This window comes from Erwinia wuhanensis, from assembly GCF_030484085.1.
GTDB lineage: Bacteria > Pseudomonadota > Gammaproteobacteria > Enterobacterales > Enterobacteriaceae > Erwinia > Erwinia aeris.
Genome location: NZ_JAUJUH010000007.1, coordinates 274,649 through 291,922, shown reverse-complemented (window position 1 = coordinate 291,922; position 17,274 = coordinate 274,649). Strand labels below are relative to the sequence as shown.

The following is a 17,274-nucleotide window of genomic DNA, read 5'->3' as shown; positions in this document are numbered from 1 at the left end:
AATTTGCCTGGCGGCTTTAGCGCGGTGGTCCCACCTGACCCCATGCCGAACTCAGAAGTGAAACGCCGTAGCGCCGATGGTAGTGTGGGGCCTCCCCATGCGAGAGTAGGGAACTGCCAGGCATCAATTTAAGCATTAAGCGTGACTATTCCGCTTACTGTAAGTAATAAGCGTGCTGATATGGCTCAGTTGGTAGAGCGCACCCTTGGTAAGGGTGAGGTCCCCAGTTCGACTCTGGGTATCAGCACCACTAATATGGCTTGAGTGCGGTAAAAGAATTTGCCTGGCGGCTTTAGCGCGGTGGTCCCACCTGACCCCATGCCGAACTCAGAAGTGAAACGCCGTAGCGCCGATGGTAGTGTGGGGTCTCCCCATGCGAGAGTAGGGAACTGCCAGGCATCAATTAAGAGCAGTAAACGTGAGTAAACCGTTTGCGCTCAGGCCTTCCAGTGACGTGGAAAGGGCGAAACACCTGAGATCGGAAGCAACATTCTGAGTTCAGTACAGAATCGGTGGAGCGGTAGTTCAGTTGGTTAGAATACCTGCCTGTCACGCAGGGGGTCGCGGGTTCGAGCCCCGTCCGTTCCGCCACTTTATATAAGGCCCTGAGCTAACGCTCAGGGCTTTTTTTTTGCGTGTAAGTTTTGGTCAGCCGGCCTGCCTGTGTTCTGCCATTATTCCTTCCTGGACAGGCCAGCCTTCGACTATCTTTTTTCTTTAAAGCGGATGTTGCCTGAGCCATTCGCTGACAAAATCAATAAAAGAGCGAACGCGTGAGTTAGCCGAGTGATCCCCATAGTAAACCGCGTTAAATGGCATATCTACCGGCACAAGCCTGTCGGCCATAACCTCTATCAGCGAACCATCGTTTAAATCTTTATTGATCATAAAGTCCGACAGGCAGGCAATGCCGTTGCCGGCCAGGCACAGCTGCCTGAGCGTCTCGCCGCTGTTTGAGGTACTGGCGGGCGTAATGTCATAAAGCTGCCCGTCTGCATTAGCAATGGGCCAACGGTTCAGGCTCAGGGGTTCAACAAAGCCCAGACAGTCGTGCTGTGCCAAATCCTCTACGGTTTGCGGCGTGCCGAACTGTTGCAGCCAGCCAGGGCTGGCGACTATTTTACGTCGACTATTAAACAGCAGGCGCGCGCGAAGGCTGGAATCAGTAAGATTACCGGCACGGATAGCGATATCTACCTTACGTTCAATCAGATTGATAAAAGTTTCGGATGAAACCAGAGAGAGGGTGACTTCAGGAAAGCGCTCCCGAAAAGGTTTAATCATCGGCATTAACAGATGCAGAACCACCGGCGTAGCAGCATCAATACGCAGTGACCCTTTTGGCAGCCTTTTTCGTTCTGCCAGCTCGTTTTCCGCTGCGGACATCTCCTGAAGAATCGCCTGAACGCGCTTGAAGTAGGCTTCGCCTTCCTGGGTTAATTTAATCTGTCGGGTGGTGCGTGTCAGTAGCTCTACCTCGAGCTTGTTTTCCAGCTTTTTTACCGCACGGCTAACAGCAGAATTTGCCATTTTCAGCCGCTCGGCGGCCTTGCTGAAACTGCCGCTTTCCACCACGGCGACAAAAATCGCCAGTTCCTCTGAGTTTGCCTTCATGACTGCTTCCTGAACGTAATGCTTTTTTTGGAGCCTGCAGGCGGTAATTAAAGCATGAGGAAGCAGGGGAAGCCAGACAACGGGTGAGGCTGACTGGCCTCTGTCAGTGCGTTGACAGCAATAAAGCATCCCTGTGGCGTTGTCTGAAAATGCCCGGTGCTCGTCTGGCCTGTAAACAGTCGGATCTCTGCCCTGTTATGAACGCTATCAGATACATAACCGGAGCCGGTGCGTTAAATCGACTACAGTTACAGGCGGCGGACAACCAAAAGTTTGTATTTGCTTACCTTCAGCTGGCACTTATTAGGCGCCTCCGATTGAAACCCGGCCATAAAGTCCCTATAACTGAATGCAGGATCATTGATCAACACGCAGAGGTCAGACGCTAACGTGCGGAAAAAAACTTATGCCATGAGATATGTAGCAGGGCAGCCAGCGGAACGTATTTTTCCGCCGGGCGCTATGCTGCATATGGGCAAAGCGTTACCGCCCGGTGCGCCACTGACAGAGCACGCTACGCTACGGGTGCTGGTATGGAACATATTTAAACAGCAGCGCGCCGAATGGCTTTCGGTATTACAAAACTTCGGTAAAGACGCTCAGCTGGTATTGCTACAGGAAGCGCAGACGACCCCAGAGCTGATCCGTTTTGCCACCAGTAACTATCTGGCGGCGGATCAGGTACCGGCATTCGTCCTGCCGCAGCATCCTTCCGGCGTGATGACGCTGGCCGCTGCGCATCCCGTCTACTGTTATCCGCTGCGCGAACGTGAACCGCTGCTGCGGCTGGCTAAATCAGCCCTTGTCACCGCCTATCCGCTACCGGACGGCAAGATGCTGATGGTGGTGAATATCCATGCGGTCAACTTTAGCCTGGGGATCGACGTATACAGCAAGCAGCTTGGCCCTATAGGCGAACAGATTATTCACCATAAAGGGCCGGTGATTATGGCCGGAGATTTTAATGCCTGGAGCCGCCAGCGGATCAATGCGCTTTATACCTTTGCCCATAATATGGGGCTGCACGAGGTCAACTTTACCGACGACCATCGCCGTAAAGCCTTTGGCAGGCCGCTGGACTTCGTTTTCTACCGCGATATGGGCGTAGCGGAGGCCTCCGTGCTGGTGACGCGTGCTTCCGACCATAACCCTTTACTGGTTGAGTTTAAGCCTTAATCCTGTACCAGAGCCACGGCGCGCACGGGCGAGGCGGAGCCGCCTTTGATGCGCAAAGGCAAAGCGATAAAGGTAAAAGCCGTCGGCAGGCTGTAAAGGTTTGCCAGGCTTTCAACGATCAGGCCTCCGGCACTTAGTATCGCCTGATGAGCCGGATAATCTTTGCTGCCTGCATCATCCAGCGACATCGCATCGGTACCGAAAACCGTAACGCCTTTTCCCAACAGGTAATCTGCGCCTCTGGCTGACAGCCCCGGCCAGCCGTTCATAAACGCGGTATGATCGGGACGGCAACGCCACTTTTTATCGTAGCCCGTATGAAACAGGACGATATCCTTTGCCGCTATTTCGCCGTATCTGCCTTCCCAGTCCACGATCGTCGCACGCGTAATCGCGCTGTTTTGCGGCAAATGGGTCATATCCAGACAGCGACCACGCCCGCTCAGCTGGCGAATATCAACCTTATCAATGCTTTTTCCGCCCGGTATAAAATGTGCCGGCGCGTCTATATGCGTGCCGCAATGATCGCCTAAGCTCAGCTGACAGTTATAGTTACCGTCGCCTGCGGCGAATGTTTCTGCGCTGCTCATGAAAAAGCGCCCGTCACCGGGCCAGACCGGCATGCCTTCTTCATAAACGTGGCTCAGTTCAATCAGGCGATGCTGGTTCAGCAGCGCAACCAGATCATTCGTCATGGCGGCCTCAGGATCGTTGGACAGAGGGGCAGTAAAGCACAGGAGAGGGGAGCGGGAAATGTCGGGCATAAAAAAACCAGTCCGAAGACTGGTTTTTAAACTGAGCTTTAGCTGTCAGGCGTGGCGTTGTTGGTGACAAATAGCGTCAGCCTGTCGCCGGGCTGAATATTCGCCGAACCGCCGCTGTTCCAGCGCAGCAGATCTTTCGTGTTCACGCCGTGACGTTTTGCGATGCTGGCCAGAGAATCACCCTTACGAACCTTATAGGTGATGCTGTTGCCATTATCGGCCAGTCTGGCTGCGCTTTCGCCGCCGCCCAGGCTGAGCGTCTGCCCCGGTTTGATGTTCACGCCGCGCAGGTTATTAGCCTGCTGAAGCGTCTTCACCGACACGTTCAGGCGTTTTGCAATGCCTGACAGGGTATCACCATTACGCACCTTGTAAGAGGTGCTGGTACTGGCCAGCGCCGTTGGCTGCACCGCCGCGATATCGCCTGTTGCCAGGGAGTTGCGCAGCTGCGCCACGTGCGACTTCGGCACCATGATATAGTGCGGGCCGTTAGGCGCCGTCATCCCGCGCTTGTAGCCTGTATTAAAGCTCTTCAGCTTGTTCAGCGACATGCCGGCCATTTCCGCCGCCTGCGTCAGCTCAATCTGCTGACCCACTTCAACACGCGCCAGCGCACGGGTTTCGTTAGGTTCCGGAAGACGGATGCCGTAACGCTTGTTGTTTTTCAACAGCTCGCTTAACGCCAGCATCTTCGGCACATAAACCGTGGTTTCATGCGGAAGCGACAGCGACCAGAAATCCGTAGCCTTACCGCGAGCCTTGTTGCTTTTTATCGCTTTCAGCACGCGGCCTTCGCCGCTGTTGTACGCGGCCACGGTCAGCAGCCAGTCACCGCCGAACATCCCGTTCAGCCGCTGCATCATATCCAGTGCGACTTTGGTAGAGGCGACAATATCGCGACGACCGTCATACCACTGGTTCTGCTTAAGACCATAATTACGCCCCGTCTGCGGCACGATCTGCCAGATGCCTGCGGCATTGGCAGAAGAGGTCGCATGAGGATCAAAAGCGCTCTCCACTATGGGTAATAGTACCAGTTCCATCGGCATCTTACGTTGCTTAATCTGCTCGACAATCCAGTACATATACGGCTCAGCCCGTAACGTTACATCGTGGAGATAGCTCTTGTTTCTTAAATACTTTTGTTTTTGTTCGCGTATCCGGGGGTTTTCCGGAACCTTCATCTTCAGCTCATCGCTAATGAAATTCCACAGATCCTGATCTTTCGTCAGGCTGGTCCCATCGTCCTGCCAGCGTGGCGATAACAACCGATCTGCGTTCTGACTGCTCTGTGCTGAAGACAAACTCTGTGCATGCTGTTCGGGGGCGTCGTGCTTAGGCGCCTGGCACCCCACCAGCAGGACCGAGGCGAGTAGTAATATCGCTTTAGCCTTCATGTGTGTGTCATTGTTCGCTTAAAAGACGAGCAACTATACGTGCTCGGGCTGCTCAACACAACCCGAAAAATCAAAAATGGTCTTTCTTCTCGCGTAGAGTTGCAAAAACTTGCCATTCTTGTTGCGGAGGTGTTTCGAAGCCAATAACTTTCTGTAAATCAGCATCTTGCGTACGCAGAAAAACATTTATTTGCCGCTCAAAAGCGAGCGTTACGGGCAAGGAAACCGCGTTTTTTGCACGTAACTCCTTAATTTCGCGATAATAGCCCGCTATTTTCGTATCCTGTGGCAGCAGCGAGCAGGCAAACTTCATATTCGATAACGTATATTCGTGCGCGCAGCACACCAGCGTTTCTCCCGGAAGCTGATTAAGCTTTTGAAAAGAATTGAACATCTGTTGAGGGGTACCTTCAAACAGACGTCCACAGCCGCCGGAAAACAGCGTATCACCACAGAAAAGGTAAGGTGCGCTATAGTATGAGATATGTCCTAAAGTATGCCCCGGCGTAGCAATCACACTAAATTCGAGGCCCAAAATAGCGACCTTATCACCCTCAGCGACAAGCCGATTGCTTCCCTTATCTTGTGTCTCTTGCGGGCCGTACACCACCAGATCGGGAAAATGTTGCAGCAGTTCTTTCACGCCGCCAACGTGATCGTGATGATGATGCGTCAGCAGGATCGCCGCTGGCCGCCACTGGTTTTTTTCCATGGCCGTCAGTACCGGTGCCGCTTCGCCCGGATCGACAATCAGGCAGTCGCCCCGATCGTTATTTAATGTCCAGATGTAGTTATCCTGAAAAGCCGGAATGCTGGTAAGATTCATTATCGCCTCGTTGACTGGCCGCAATGGAAAGAAGATGGTAAAGCATGAAGCCCGCTAAAACACGCCATATTCGTCACGTGCCGTATTCCTGGGCGGACATCCCCTGGGGAGACTACTATCGTGACGCGCTGACCCGGCATCTGCAACCCTGTCTGGACAGGCTATACGGTTTTCATTTGCTGAAAATCGGCTCGCTGAGCGCGGAAATCGACACGGCAAGCTGCGCCATTTCGCATCAGGTCAACGTTGGCTTACAGGGCGACAATTTGCAGGTTCTGGCCGATGCCGGCAGCCTGCCTTTTGAATCAAAATCGGTTGATGCCTGTTTACTGGCGCACAGCCTGGCCTGGAGCAGCGATCCGCACCGTATTCTGCGCGAGGTAGATCGCGTTTTGATCGATGACGGCTGGATGATTATCAGCGGCTTCAATCTGTTCAGCGTGCTGGGGACGGGCAAACTGGTGCCCGGCCTGCGCCAACGCGTGCCGTGGAACAGTCGGATGTTTACCCAGACCAGGCTGATGGACTGGCTCAGCCTGTTAAACTACGAGGTGGTGCAGCGCTCGCGCTTTCAGGTGCTGCCGTGGAATCGTCAGGGCGGTAAGGTCATCAGCACGCATCTTCCGGCGCTGGGCTGCCTGAGCATTATCGTCGCGCGCAAGCGGACTTTCCCGTTAACGATGAATCCGGCCAAAAAGGCAGCGGCCCAAAGAAGGCTTGCACCCGCCGTTGGCGCAACCAGCCGGATGCGTCGACGCCATCAGGATGCTGACTGATAGCCGATGTCTTCAAAGGATGGATTGCCGGCGGCCGCGCGCGCCAGTTCGTCACAGCGTTCGTTTTCAGGATGGCCGGCATGGCCTTTTACCCATTCCCAGGTAATTTGATGCTGGCCCAGTGCTGTATCCAGCCGTTTCCAGAGATCGACGTTTTTAACCGGCTTTTTGTCCGCCGTTTTCCAGCCGCGCTTTTTCCAGTTATGGATCCAGCTGGTAATGCCCTGACGCACGTATTGGCTGTCGGTACTCAGCACGACGTCGCAGGGTTTAGTCAGCGCTTCCAGCGCGACGATAGCCGCCATCAGCTCCATTCGATTATTGGTGGTCAGCTGATAGCCGGCGCTGAACGTTTTCTCGTGCTGGCCGTAACGTAAAATTGCGCCGTATCCGCCCGGGCCAGGATTGCCAAGACAAGAACCGTCGGTGAAAATTTCTACCTGTTTAGGCATCTCTGGTAGACTCCCTGTGAAAAAAAGCCAAGTCTGACATAAACGGGTCCTATGAGCACAGTAAATACAACGCGTCAGATCGTCCTCGATACTGAAACCACCGGTATGAATATGATCGGGGTGCACTATGAAGGGCACCGCATTATTGAAATCGGCGCCGTTGAGGTGGTAAACCGTCGTCTCACCGGCAACAACTTCCATGTTTATCTCAAGCCCGATCGCCTGGTCGATCCGGAAGCGTTCGGCGTACACGGTATTGCCGACGAATTTCTGGCGGATAAGCCGACCTTCGCCGACATTGCCGACGATTTCCTGGCCTATATAGAAGGTGCCGAGCTGGTGATCCATAACGCCTCGTTTGATATCGGCTTTATGGACTACGAATTCGGCAAGCTTGGCCGCAATATCCCCAAAACCGAAACCTTCTGCCAGATAACCGATAGCCTGGCGATGGCGCGCAGGCTGTTTCCCGGCAAGCGCAACAGCCTGGATGCGCTCTGCTCGCGTTATGAAATAGATAACAGTAAGCGAACGCTGCACGGCGCTCTGCTTGACTCCGAAATTCTGGCCGAGGTCTTCCTGACCATGACCGGTGGGCAGACGTCGCTGAAGTTTTCGATGGAGGGCGACAGGCAGGAGCAGAGCAACGACGAAACCATCTATCGCATCACGCGTCCGGCTTCTGGCCTGTGCGTGATAGCGGCGACGGACGAAGAGATTGCCGAACACGAATCCCGCCTCGATCTGGTGATGAAGAAGGGCGGAAGCTGCCTCTGGCGTGCCTGAAGACGTTGAAATGTCGTAAGAGTCGAAAAAACAGGCAGTCGATCAGCAAGCTTAAGAAAAAGCATTGACGGGATGCAGGCCGCACCGTAATATTCGCCCCGTTCCCGACGGGGAACAAAGCGCGGAGCGGTAGTTCAGTTGGTTAGAATACCTGCCTGTCACGCAGGGGGTCGCGGGTTCGAGCCCCGTCCGTTCCGCCAAGTATCCGGAAAGCCCGATGCAGCAATGCATCGGGCTTTCGTCATTTCGGCATACAGCCCGTGATTTTTATTCCTTTCCGCTTTTCTCTTCCTGAATCAGCCTCGCGGTTCCAAAAGCCTTTATCCACTGCTGTTCAAACTGATTGACCGCGGCGGTAACCGCTGGCGCAGAGAGGATCTGTTCGGCCACATCCAGCGGCAACGTTATTGCTTCGCAGCCAGCCAGCATACACTCCAGCGCCTGGCGAGGCGTTTTGAAGCTGGCCGCCAGCACTTTAGCCCCCGGCGCATGCAGAGCAAGCAGCTGTTGAAGTGCTTCTACTGTCTGAATGCCATTTCCGCCCTGGGCGTCAATACGGTTAACGTAAGGCGCGACATACTCCGCGCCAGCCAGCGCCGAGAACAATCCCTGCGCTGCGCCATAAACGGCGGTGCCCAACGTTGGAATAGCCTCTTTTTTCAGCTGCCTGATTGCCGCCAGGCCTTCTGTCGTAGCCGGAATTTTTACGACCACATCAGGAAGGATCGCGCGCAGCTGTAACGCTTCCTCCACCATCTCTTCCGCCCGGGCGGCAATAACCTGAGCAAAAATTTTGCCCTGGCCGCCCAGCGCCGCCTGCAACTCAGGTAACAGAATGGATAACGGCGTTTTCCCGCCGGCGACAATAGCCGGATTGGTGGTCACGCCCGCCAGCGGCAGTATCCTCGCTAAACGTTTTACCACCGCTACATCCGCAGTATCAAGATAGAGTTCCATATAGCTCCTTAAGCCTGTTGACGATCGCAATTCCGAAATATTACCCGCTGCGTGAACTTGTTTATTGCCCGGGATCAAAGTTACTTTCATTTGAAAGTACTTAAATCTTCGTACGTAATATGACGGAGGCGGTTCATGATTTTCAATATTCAGCGCTATTCCACACACGACGGGCCTGGTATCCGCACCGTGGTGTTTTTAAAAGGCTGTTCGTTGAAATGTCGCTGGTGCCAGAATCCGGAAAGCTGCTCGCACGAGCGGGAAATCCTGTTTGATAAAAGAGCCTGCCTGTCGGGCTGCGAGTTATGCCAGCTGGCCGTGCCGGACGCCATCGTTCGTCAACAACAACAACTCGTCATTTTCCGGGAGAAGATGCGTCCCAACCATTTCTCCGCGTTGGAAAACTGTTGCCCCACCCAGGCGCTGACGATCTGCGGCGAAGAGAAAAGCGCAGCGGAAATTATGGCCGTAGTCAGGCGGGATAAGCCTTTTTATCAGCGCAGCGCGGGCGGCGTGACGCTTTCCGGCGGCGAGCCTTTTATGACGCCAAACCTCACCGAAACGCTCTTACGGCTCAGCCATCAGGAAGGGATCCATACGGCCGTGGAAACCTGCCTGCATGTGCCGTGGCGTTATATCCAGCCTTCGCTGCCCTGGATCGACCTGTTCCTGGCCGACCTTAAACACACCGACGAAGCGCGTTTTCAGGCATGGACGAACGGTTCGGCGAAGCGGGTGCTGGCTAATTTGTGCAAGCTGGCGGAAACGGGCAAGGAGATCGTCATCCGTGTACCGCTCGTTCCGGGTTTTAATGCCGATCGGCAGTCGATCCGCAGCATAGTGGATTTCACCGCCGATCGATTACGGGCCAAAGAGATCCATTTCCTTCCCTATCACACGCTGGGTAAAAGCAAATATGCCTTGCTTAATCAGCCTTACCTTGCGCCAGCCAGGCCGCTCGATAATCCGGAAATCCTTGCCTTTGCGCAGTCGTACGCGCGGCAAAAAGGCCTGATAACCACGCTAAGAGGATAAAATGATGACCAGACTCAACCTTGATGTTTTAAGCAGCCGTATCAAAACGCATAAAGAAGCCCTGATCGCTATCAGCAAGCCCCCGATTTGTACCGAGCGCGCGCGGCACTATAGCGAAATCTATCAGCAGCATCAGGATAAACCCGTACCGGTTCGCCGCGCGCTGGCGCTGGCACACCATCTGGCGGAACGGACTATCTGGATTAAGCATGATGAGCTGATTGTAGGCAACCAGGCCAGCAAGGTGCGCGCCGCGCCCATTTTCCCGGAATATACCGTGACATGGATCGAAAAAGAGATCGACGATCTGGCGGATCGTCCCGGCGCGGGCTTTTCTGTTTCTGAAGAGGACAAGCGGGTACTGCATGAAATCTGCCCATGGTGGCGCGGCCAGACGGTGCAGGATCGCTGCTACGGCATGTTTACCGGGGAGCAGAAGGCGCTGCTGGCAACCGGCATCATCAAAGCGGAAGGGAATATGACCTCCGGCGACGCCCATCTGGCCGTCAACTTTCCGCTGCTGCTGGAGAAAGGGCTGGATGGCCTGCGTGAGAAAGTGGCGGAACGCCGCAGCCGCATCGATCTGACGCATCTGAACGATCTGCATGGCGAGCAGTTTTTGAAAGCCATCGATATCGTTCTTCAGGCCGTAACTGAGCATATCAAGCGCTACGCCACTCTGGCCCGCGAAATGGCGCAGGCAGAGAAGAGCGTCGCGCGCCGTGCGGAACTGCTGACCATCGCGGAAAATTGTGACGTGATCGCCCATCGGCCGCCACAGACCTTCTGGCAGGCGCTCCAGCTTTGCTATTTTATTCAGCTGATCCTGCAAATTGAGTCTAACGGTCATTCGGTCTCTTTTGGCCGCATGGATCAATACCTTTATCCCTGGTATCGCCGCGACGTGGAGCTGGAACAGCATACGGATCGCGAGCAGGCGATCGAGCTGCTGCAAAGCTGCTGGCTGAAGCTGCTGGAGGTCAATAAGATCCGATCCGGCTCCCACTCCAAAGCTTCGGCCGGCAGTCCGCTCTATCAAAACGTCACTATCGGCGGACAGAATCTGCTGGTGGACAAGGCGGTGGATGCCGTCAACCCGCTCTCTTACGCGATTCTGGAATCCTGCGGCCGTTTGCGTTCGACGCAGCCAAACCTGAGCGTGCGCTACCATGCCGGAATGAGCGACGATTTCCTGAATGCCTGCGTGGAGGTTATCCGCTGCGGCTTTGGGATGCCGGCCTTTAACAACGATGAAATCGTCATTCCGCAATTTATCCGGCTGGGCGTCTCAGCGGCCGACGCTTATCAGTATGCGGCTATCGGCTGTATCGAAACGGCCGTGGGCGGCAAGTGGGGCTATCGCTGCACCGGGATGAGCTTTATTAATTTCGCCCGCGTGATGCTGGCGTCGCTGGAAGGCGGACGCGACGCCACCAGCGGCAAAACGTTTCTGCCGCAGGACAAAGCGCTTTCCGCAGGCAATTTCGACAGTTTCGATCGGGTTATGAGCGCCTGGGATGAGCAGATCCGCTATTACACCCGCAAATCGATAGAAATAGAGTACGTGGTGGATACGGTGCTGGAAGAGAACGCGCACGATATTCTCTGTTCGGCGCTGGTGGATGACTGTATTGAGCGGGCAAAAAGCATCAAGCAGGGCGGCGCAAAATATGACTGGGTATCGGGATTGCAGGTGGGCATCGCCAATCTGGGCAACAGCCTGGCGGCGGTGAAAAAACTGGTGTTTGAACAAGAAGTGGTGGCGCAGCAGGCATTAAGCGAAGCGCTGGCCACCGATTTTGACGGTCTGAGCGGCGAGCAGCTGCGCCAGCGTCTAGTTAACGGCGCGCCAAAATACGGCAACGACGATGATTATGTCGATGAGCTGCTGACGCGCGCTTATCAAACCTATATTGAGGAGCTGAAAAGCTACGTTAATCCACGCCATGGCCGCGGCCCGATCGGTGGCGGTTACTATGCGGGCACCTCGTCTATCTCTGCCAACGTGCCTTTTGGCGCGCAGACGATGGCGACGCCGGACGGGCGTAAAGCGCGAACGCCGCTGGCGGAAGGGGCCAGTCCGGCGTCAGGCACCGATCGCCTGGGGCCGACGGCGGTGATGGGTTCAGTCAGCAAGCTGCCTACCGGATCGATTCTGGGCGGCGTTTTGCTGAACCAGAAGCTGAATCCCGCCGCGCTGGATAATCCGGGCGACAGGCAAAAGCTGATGCTGCTGCTGCGCACTTTCTTTGAAGCGCATAAAGGCTGGCATATTCAGTACAACATCGTCTCGCGGGAAACGCTGCTGGCCGCAAAGGCGCAGCCCGATAATTATCGCGATCTGGTGGTGCGCGTAGCGGGATATTCCGCCTTCTTTACCGCGCTTTCTCCCGACGCGCAGGACGATATTATTGCCCGCACCGAACATAGCCTTTGACGGGGCATCGCAGAGTACAGGCCAGGCTTGATTGTGAGCCGACCTGTACTCTTTTATCCAATAAAAATGAAAGCTTTTAAATAATTTAAGCTGAAAATATGCGTCGTCTTTTTTATTAAAGAGGTGGAATATTTTTGGTCGTTGAATGAAAATAAAAGCCTGTATTTATATACTGCTATGAGGGCTTTTTTATGTACAGGCTAAACCAAATTATCCGTGAGCTGGAGGGGTGTGAACCCTATAAGCCCTTCAGATTCATTACCCGGCGTGAGCGAATCATAAATATTATCAGCGCCTGGGGGCTTGCCTTTAGTGGTATCTGCTTTCTATTATTGTTAATGCTCGCACTCTGGTGCCAGTATAATACGCCAGGCCTTAAAGTCATCTGGCTGGCGACAGCGCTATATTTACTTTGTACTTTAAGTGCGCTCGTAGCCATGTTTATACCTTCGCTCTACGGATTAATAAAAATATTTGGGTGGAAAAAAGAGGCTATAACTGAGCTACTTCTTGAAATCGACCACGATGAAGCTAATGCCAAAAAGCTAAGCTATTATTCAAAGTTAGAATTAGACTATGCCAAACACTGGGTACAGCTGAAAATAAACCGTTTACTCGTCAGAGTCAGCAATGTTTTTGGCGATAAAACAGCTTTAATGGCGCTAATTGGGCTGGCTTATGGCGCCATCAAAGGACTGGGCGGGCCCAACAATTTACTGGCCATGTTTAGTAAAGGATTCTATTCGGTAGAGGGCATTGTTATTCAGGTGTTGGCTTTACTATTAGGGGTTTCTTTAGGGGCTTTGATGCTTAAAAAAATGGCAGGTTACTACGTATACAAGCTTGAATTAATTGAAGCAGCGCTAAAAATTGAAGCTATCAAATCAGAGGCAGGCGCGCAGAGCTGAACGTTTTTTTAAGCGGAAGCCTGCCGGTAGCAGGCTTTCTGCCCTTATCATTTAAGCGCGTCTTTTCTCCACCGCTACGCGGCTCGCGTAACGCGGCACAGCGCTTACGCACTCTTCGCGTGCCATCCAGCGATAGCAGCCTGCCGCCAAAGCAACGCCGATAAACCAGCTGAAGTTAGCCACCTCGTGCAGCGAAGGCGAAAAGCTAATCGCCAGCCCAATCAGTACCGAGGGCAGCAGCGCGGCAATCGCCTTAGGATTGAATCCGCCGCGATACCAGTATTTTCCCTGCGGCGTAGCGTTAAAAAGATCGTCCGTTGAAATCTGTCCGCGTTTGACCAGGTAAAAATCGCACAACAGGATGCCAAACAGCGGGCCGATAAAGGCGCCCAGCACGTCCAGCGTATAGTGGATAAGCTCGGGCGACTGAAACAGGTTCCACGGCGTCAGCAGCACCGATCCTACGGCAGCAATCATGCCGCCGGTGCGGAAGCTAATCTTCTGCGGCGAGCAGTTAGAAAAATCGAACGCGGGCGAAACGAAGTTGGCGACGATGTTGATGCCGATCGTCGCGGTGATCATCGTCAGCAGGCCAACGGCCACCGCCAAATCGCTGCCCACGCGACTGACCGTTTCAATGGGGTCGGTAATCATATGGCCGAACAGCGACTGCGTACCGGAAACAATCACCACCGTCACCACGGAAAAAAGCAAAAAGTTAAACGGCAGCCCCCAGCGATTGCCGCGGCGGATCGCCTTCATGCTTTTGCCATAGCGCGCGAAGTCGCCAAAATTAAGCAGCGGCCCGGAGAAATAAGAGACGACCAGCGCCGTCGCGGTCACCATCTGCCAGAGCTGCTGGCTGCCGCTGAGCTGTTTCGTGGAGAGCGTAAAGGAAATACTTTCAAAACCCGTTCTGTATACAATCCAGACCGCCAGCAGCACCATCACCACATAGACCGCCGGGCCGGCCACATCGATAAAACGCTTAATCGCCTTCATGCCGTGCCAGAACACCAGCGCCTGAGCAAGCCACATAAAACCAAAGCAGAGCCAGCCAAGCTGCGACAGGCCCAGCCAGGAAACCTGCGTCATCGGCGCCAGTGAAGGCCAAAACTTCAGCGTTACCAGCATCAGCGCGTTAGCGGCCAGCCAGGTCTGGATACCGTACCAGGCGAACGCGATCAGACCCCGGATCACCGCCGGAATATTGGCGCCGAATACGCCAAAGGCCTGGCGGCAAACGACCGCATAAGGCACGCCGGTCATCTGGCTGGGCTTAGCGATCAGATTAGCGCACAGCTGCACGATGCAAATGCCCGCCAGCAGACAAATCAGCACCTGCCAGCTCGCCAGACCCAGCGTAAAAAAGCTGGCCGCCACCACATAACCGCCCATGCTGTGCACGTCCGACATCCAGAAAGAAAAGATGTTGTACCAGCTCCAGTTCTGCTCGCGCGTCGGGGCCAGATCCTCGTTGCACAGCCGCGGGCTGTAGCTGGCGTGCGCTTCCTCTGCGGACGCCGGAGTAACATGTAGACTCTTTGGCATGAAACCTGCTCCTCAACAATTCAACGAAATAGCAAACGGTTGAGAGAGGTATTGCAGGATCCAGGCCAGAAGTTGAATTCATGTATACAAAATAAGCCAATCGTGTGTACGATTTTAGGCAAGATAAACCTGAGCGGACCAGGAAATGAAAAGTGAAAGCGGCCTGAAAAGGGCTACCGACCTGAATGACAAAGACGAAGCTATCTTTCAGGCGCTGATGAAGGCGATGGTGGAGCGTCAGCTGCCGCCGGGCAGCAAACTGCCGGAAGAAGCGCTTGCCGACGTCTTCGGCGTTAGCCGAACCGGCATCCGTAAAGTGCTGACTCGCCTCGCTGCGGTGCAGATGGTGGTGTTAACGCCCAAGCGTGGTGCACAAGTTGCCACGCCTTCGACAGAAGAAGCGCAGGACATCTTCCGTACGCGTGAACTTATCGAATGCGCCAATCTTCCCACCGTGCTGGCGCACTGTCAGTCTACCCATCTGGTCGCGCTGGAAAACCTAATCCAGCAGGAACAGCAGGCGCATGACGAGCGTGACGGCCCGGCGGCGATCCGGCTTTCCGCCGCGTTCCATATTCAGCTTCAGGCGATCTCCGGTAACCAGGTGCTGACCGAGATGGTGACCCGACTGACCCAGCGTTCGTCGCTGGTGATTGCGGCCTGGGGCGCGCCGTGGCAGCAGGGCTGCCGCTGTGACGACCACGACAGGCTGATCGGCCTGCTCAGACAAAAAGCGCTGGTGCCGCTTACTGAAGCAATGCGGCAACATTTTGCGCATATAGTAGCGAGCCTGCATTTCGAGCGCGGCGGCGAAACGCTGCCGGATTTTGCCAGCCTGTTCACCGGTTTTGGAGGCGCGAATGACCGTTAAACAGCTTATTCAGGTTATCAATCCCAATACCAGCCTGGCGATGACCGAAACCATTGGCGAAGCGGCGCGCGCCGTAGCATCGCCGACGACGGAAATCCTGGCGGTTTGTCCCTCGGAAGGGGTTCCCTCAATCGAAGGGCATTTTGACGAGGCCGTCGCCGCTATCGGCGTGCTGGAGCAAATAAAAGCCGGACGCGAGCAGGGCGTCTGCGGGCACGTTATCGCCTGCTTTGGCGATCCGGGGCTGCTGGCGGCGCGCGAACTGGCTTCGGGGCCGGTTATCGGCATTGCGGAAGCCGCTATGCATATGGCTACGATGGTTGCCACGCGCTTTTCCATCGTCACCACGCTGCCGCGCACCGTTATTATCGCGCGTCATCTTTTACAGCAGTATGGTTTTGAACCGCATTGCGCCGCGCTGCATGCTATCGATCTGCCGGTACTGGCGCTGGAGGATGGCACAGGGCTGGCGCAGGAAAAAGTGCGTGAGCGCTGCATCCGCGCAAAAAAAGAGGACGGCAGCGGCGCCATTGTACTGGGCTGCGGCGGCATGGCCCGGCTGGCGCGGGAACTGACGCAGGAGCTGAATATGCCGGTTATTGACGGCGTGGGCGCGGCGGTAAAAATGGTGGAATCGCTGGTGGCGCTGGGGCTGTCGACCAGTAAGCATGGCGATCTGGACTATCCGCTGCGAAAAAACCTGTCGGGTCAGTTTAAGCGCCTAAACTAAGTTATCTTGCTCTGGAACAGGACTACGATCATGACCGATGCTGATGAAAAGAAAGAGTACAGCTTCAATAAAAACTATCCCCGCGATCTGATCGGCTACGCCGGAAAGCCGCCCCATGCGGCCTGGCCGGATAATGCACGTATCGCCGTGCAGTTTGTTCTGAACTATGAAGAGGGCGCGGAAAACAGCGTGCTGCATGGCGATACCGGCTCCGAGCAGTTTTTATCGGATATTATCGGTGCGGCCAGCTATCCCGAGCGCCATATGTCGATGGAATCGCTGTATGAATACGGCTCGCGCGCCGGTTTCTGGCGCATCCACAACGAGTTCCAGAAGCGCGGCCTGCCGCTAAGCGTTTTTGGCGTGGCGATGGCGCTGGCACGTCATCCGGAAATCGTCGAGGCGATTAAAAACGCCGATTACGACGTGGTCAGCCACGGCTGGCGCTGGATCCACTATCAGGGAATGGATGCAAAAACCGAGCGGCAGCATATGCAACAGGCGGTGGATACGCTGACCGATCTTTTCGGCAAAGCGCCAACCGGCTGGTATACGGGACGCGACAGCCCGAATACGCGCAGGCTGGTGGTGGAGCAGGGCGGCTTTACCTACGACAGCGACTATTACGGCGACGATCTGCCTTTCTGGACAAAGGTGACCTGTCAGGACGGGACGGTCAAGCCGCACCTGATCGTACCTTATACGCTGGAAACCAACGACATGCGTTTCGCCACGCCGCAGGGCTTTAACACGGCGGAGCAGTTTTACACCTATCTGAAAGACAGCTTTGACGTGCTGTATGAAGAGGGTGAAACCGCGCCGAAAATGCTTTCCATCGGCATGCACTGCCGTTTGCTGGGCAGGCCTGGCCGCTTCCGCGCATTACAGCGCTTTCTGGATCATGTACAGCAGCATGATAAGGTCTGGATCTGCACGCGCCAGCAGATTGCCGACCACTGGATAAAGACGCACCCGGCGCCGGAGGCGTAAGTAA

The 17,274-nt window shown here is 54.9% G+C and carries 16 protein-coding genes, 3 tRNA genes and 2 rRNA genes; 14 read left to right on the top strand and 7 right to left on the bottom strand.

Annotation, left to right across the window (positions count from 1 at the left end; genetic code table 11):
* Nucleotides 1–6 precede the first annotated feature (6 nt).
* From rrf (QZH36_RS17500) to QZH36_RS17485, 4 genes are all read left to right on the top strand, one after another.
* Nucleotides 7–122, top strand: a 5S ribosomal RNA gene (gene rrf, locus QZH36_RS17500).
* Between the two features lie 52 nt (nucleotides 123–174).
* Nucleotides 175–250: transfer RNA gene (locus QZH36_RS17495), tRNA-Thr, on the top strand.
* A 32-nt stretch (nucleotides 251–282) separates the two neighbouring features.
* Nucleotides 283–398, top strand: a 5S ribosomal RNA gene (gene rrf / locus QZH36_RS17490).
* Nucleotides 399–514: 116 nt separating this feature from the next.
* A tRNA-Asp gene (locus tag QZH36_RS17485) sits at nucleotides 515–591 on the top strand.
* A 126-nt stretch (nucleotides 592–717) separates the two neighbouring features.
* Here QZH36_RS17485 and yafC read toward each other — a convergent pair.
* Nucleotides 718–1,614: a DNA-binding transcriptional regulator YafC gene (gene yafC / locus QZH36_RS17480; protein ID WP_301730754.1), complete on the bottom strand. Its 897-nt coding sequence runs from the start codon at nucleotides 1,612–1,614 to the stop codon at nucleotides 718–720.
* Nucleotides 1,615–2,004: 390 nt separating this feature from the next.
* Here yafC and QZH36_RS17475 point away from each other — a divergent pair, with 390 nt between their 5' ends.
* Entirely contained in the window at nucleotides 2,005–2,790 is a 786-nt protein-coding gene (locus tag QZH36_RS17475; protein WP_253455358.1) for an endonuclease/exonuclease/phosphatase family protein, read from the top strand.
* Here QZH36_RS17475 and QZH36_RS17470 read toward each other — a convergent pair.
* The 3 genes from QZH36_RS17470 to gloB all read right to left on the bottom strand — a co-directional run bounded on the left by QZH36_RS17470 (nucleotide 2,787) and on the right by gloB (nucleotide 5,777).
* Nucleotides 2,787–3,485 (bottom strand): cyclase family protein, encoded by a 699-nt coding sequence (locus tag QZH36_RS17470; protein ID WP_301253371.1) that lies wholly within the window; start codon nucleotides 3,483–3,485, stop codon nucleotides 2,787–2,789. The two genes, QZH36_RS17475 and QZH36_RS17470, sit on opposite strands and share 4 nt — an antisense overlap.
* Nucleotides 3,486–3,592: 107 nt before the next feature.
* Nucleotides 3,593–4,951, bottom strand: coding sequence for a murein transglycosylase D (gene mltD / locus QZH36_RS17465; protein WP_125288908.1), 1,359 nt, complete (start codon nucleotides 4,949–4,951; stop codon nucleotides 3,593–3,595).
* Between the two features lie 70 nt (nucleotides 4,952–5,021).
* Nucleotides 5,022–5,777 (bottom strand): hydroxyacylglutathione hydrolase, encoded by a 756-nt coding sequence (gloB, locus tag QZH36_RS17460; protein ID WP_253455356.1) that lies wholly within the window; start codon nucleotides 5,775–5,777, stop codon nucleotides 5,022–5,024.
* 44 nt (nucleotides 5,778–5,821) lie between these two features.
* Here gloB and QZH36_RS17455 point away from each other — a divergent pair, with 44 nt between their 5' ends.
* Entirely contained in the window at nucleotides 5,822–6,553 is a 732-nt protein-coding gene (locus tag QZH36_RS17455) for a class I SAM-dependent methyltransferase (RefSeq protein ID WP_253455355.1), read from the top strand.
* On the opposite strand, the gene rnhA is transcribed toward QZH36_RS17455, so the two are convergent.
* Nucleotides 6,538–7,005: a ribonuclease HI gene (gene rnhA / locus QZH36_RS17450; protein WP_253455354.1), complete on the bottom strand. Its 468-nt coding sequence runs from the start codon at nucleotides 7,003–7,005 to the stop codon at nucleotides 6,538–6,540. The two genes, QZH36_RS17455 and rnhA, sit on opposite strands and share 16 nt — an antisense overlap.
* Before the next feature lie 51 nt (nucleotides 7,006–7,056).
* Here rnhA and dnaQ point away from each other — a divergent pair, with 51 nt between their 5' ends.
* Complete coding sequence (gene dnaQ, locus QZH36_RS17445) at nucleotides 7,057–7,791, top strand: DNA polymerase III subunit epsilon (RefSeq protein WP_125288912.1); 735 nt, start codon at nucleotides 7,057–7,059, stop codon at nucleotides 7,789–7,791.
* Between the two features lie 123 nt (nucleotides 7,792–7,914).
* A tRNA-Asp gene (locus QZH36_RS17440) sits at nucleotides 7,915–7,991 on the top strand.
* Between the two features lie 67 nt (nucleotides 7,992–8,058).
* Here the strand turns inward: QZH36_RS17440 and fsa are convergent.
* Nucleotides 8,059–8,748 carry a fructose-6-phosphate aldolase gene (gene fsa, locus QZH36_RS17435; RefSeq protein WP_301730753.1) on the bottom strand — a complete coding sequence of 230 codons (690 nt, stop codon included), beginning with the start codon at nucleotides 8,746–8,748 and terminating at the stop codon, nucleotides 8,059–8,061.
* 135 nt (nucleotides 8,749–8,883) lie between these two features.
* Here fsa and QZH36_RS17430 point away from each other — a divergent pair, with 135 nt between their 5' ends.
* The 3 genes from QZH36_RS17430 to QZH36_RS17420 all read left to right on the top strand — a co-directional run bounded on the left by QZH36_RS17430 (nucleotide 8,884) and on the right by QZH36_RS17420 (nucleotide 13,128).
* Nucleotides 8,884–9,783: a glycyl-radical enzyme activating protein gene (locus QZH36_RS17430; RefSeq protein WP_253455352.1), complete on the top strand. Its 900-nt coding sequence runs from the start codon at nucleotides 8,884–8,886 to the stop codon at nucleotides 9,781–9,783.
* Nucleotides 9,784–9,787: 4 nt separating this feature from the next.
* Nucleotides 9,788–12,220, top strand: coding sequence for a formate C-acetyltransferase/glycerol dehydratase family glycyl radical enzyme (locus QZH36_RS17425; protein ID WP_301730751.1), 2,433 nt, complete (start codon nucleotides 9,788–9,790; stop codon nucleotides 12,218–12,220).
* A gap of 191 nt (nucleotides 12,221–12,411) precedes the next feature.
* On the top strand, nucleotides 12,412–13,128 hold the full coding sequence (locus QZH36_RS17420) for a YuaM family protein (protein ID WP_301730750.1): 717 nt from the start codon (nucleotides 12,412–12,414) through the stop codon (nucleotides 13,126–13,128).
* Between the two features lie 51 nt (nucleotides 13,129–13,179).
* Here the strand turns inward: QZH36_RS17420 and QZH36_RS17415 are convergent, their stop codons facing one another.
* Nucleotides 13,180–14,679 (bottom strand): NCS1 family nucleobase:cation symporter-1, encoded by a 1,500-nt coding sequence (locus tag QZH36_RS17415; protein ID WP_301730749.1) that lies wholly within the window; start codon nucleotides 14,677–14,679, stop codon nucleotides 13,180–13,182.
* 145 nt (nucleotides 14,680–14,824) lie between these two features.
* Between QZH36_RS17415 and QZH36_RS17410 the strand changes: the two genes are divergently transcribed.
* The 3 genes from QZH36_RS17410 to puuE are packed head-to-tail and all read left to right on the top strand — an operon-like array spanning nucleotide 14,825 to nucleotide 17,270.
* A complete protein-coding gene (locus QZH36_RS17410; RefSeq protein ID WP_253455349.1) occupies nucleotides 14,825–15,550 on the top strand; it encodes a GntR family transcriptional regulator in 726 nt (241 codons plus the stop codon).
* Nucleotides 15,540–16,280 carry an allantoin racemase gene (gene hpxA, locus QZH36_RS17405; protein ID WP_253455348.1) on the top strand — a complete coding sequence of 247 codons (741 nt, stop codon included), beginning with the start codon at nucleotides 15,540–15,542 and terminating at the stop codon, nucleotides 16,278–16,280. Before QZH36_RS17410 ends, hpxA begins: the two co-directional genes overlap by 11 nt.
* 30 nt (nucleotides 16,281–16,310) lie before the next feature.
* Nucleotides 16,311–17,270, top strand: a complete 960-nt coding sequence (gene puuE, locus QZH36_RS17400; protein ID WP_253455347.1) for an allantoinase PuuE — start codon at nucleotides 16,311–16,313, stop codon at nucleotides 17,268–17,270.
* The last annotated feature ends 4 nt before the right edge of the window (nucleotides 17,271–17,274 follow it).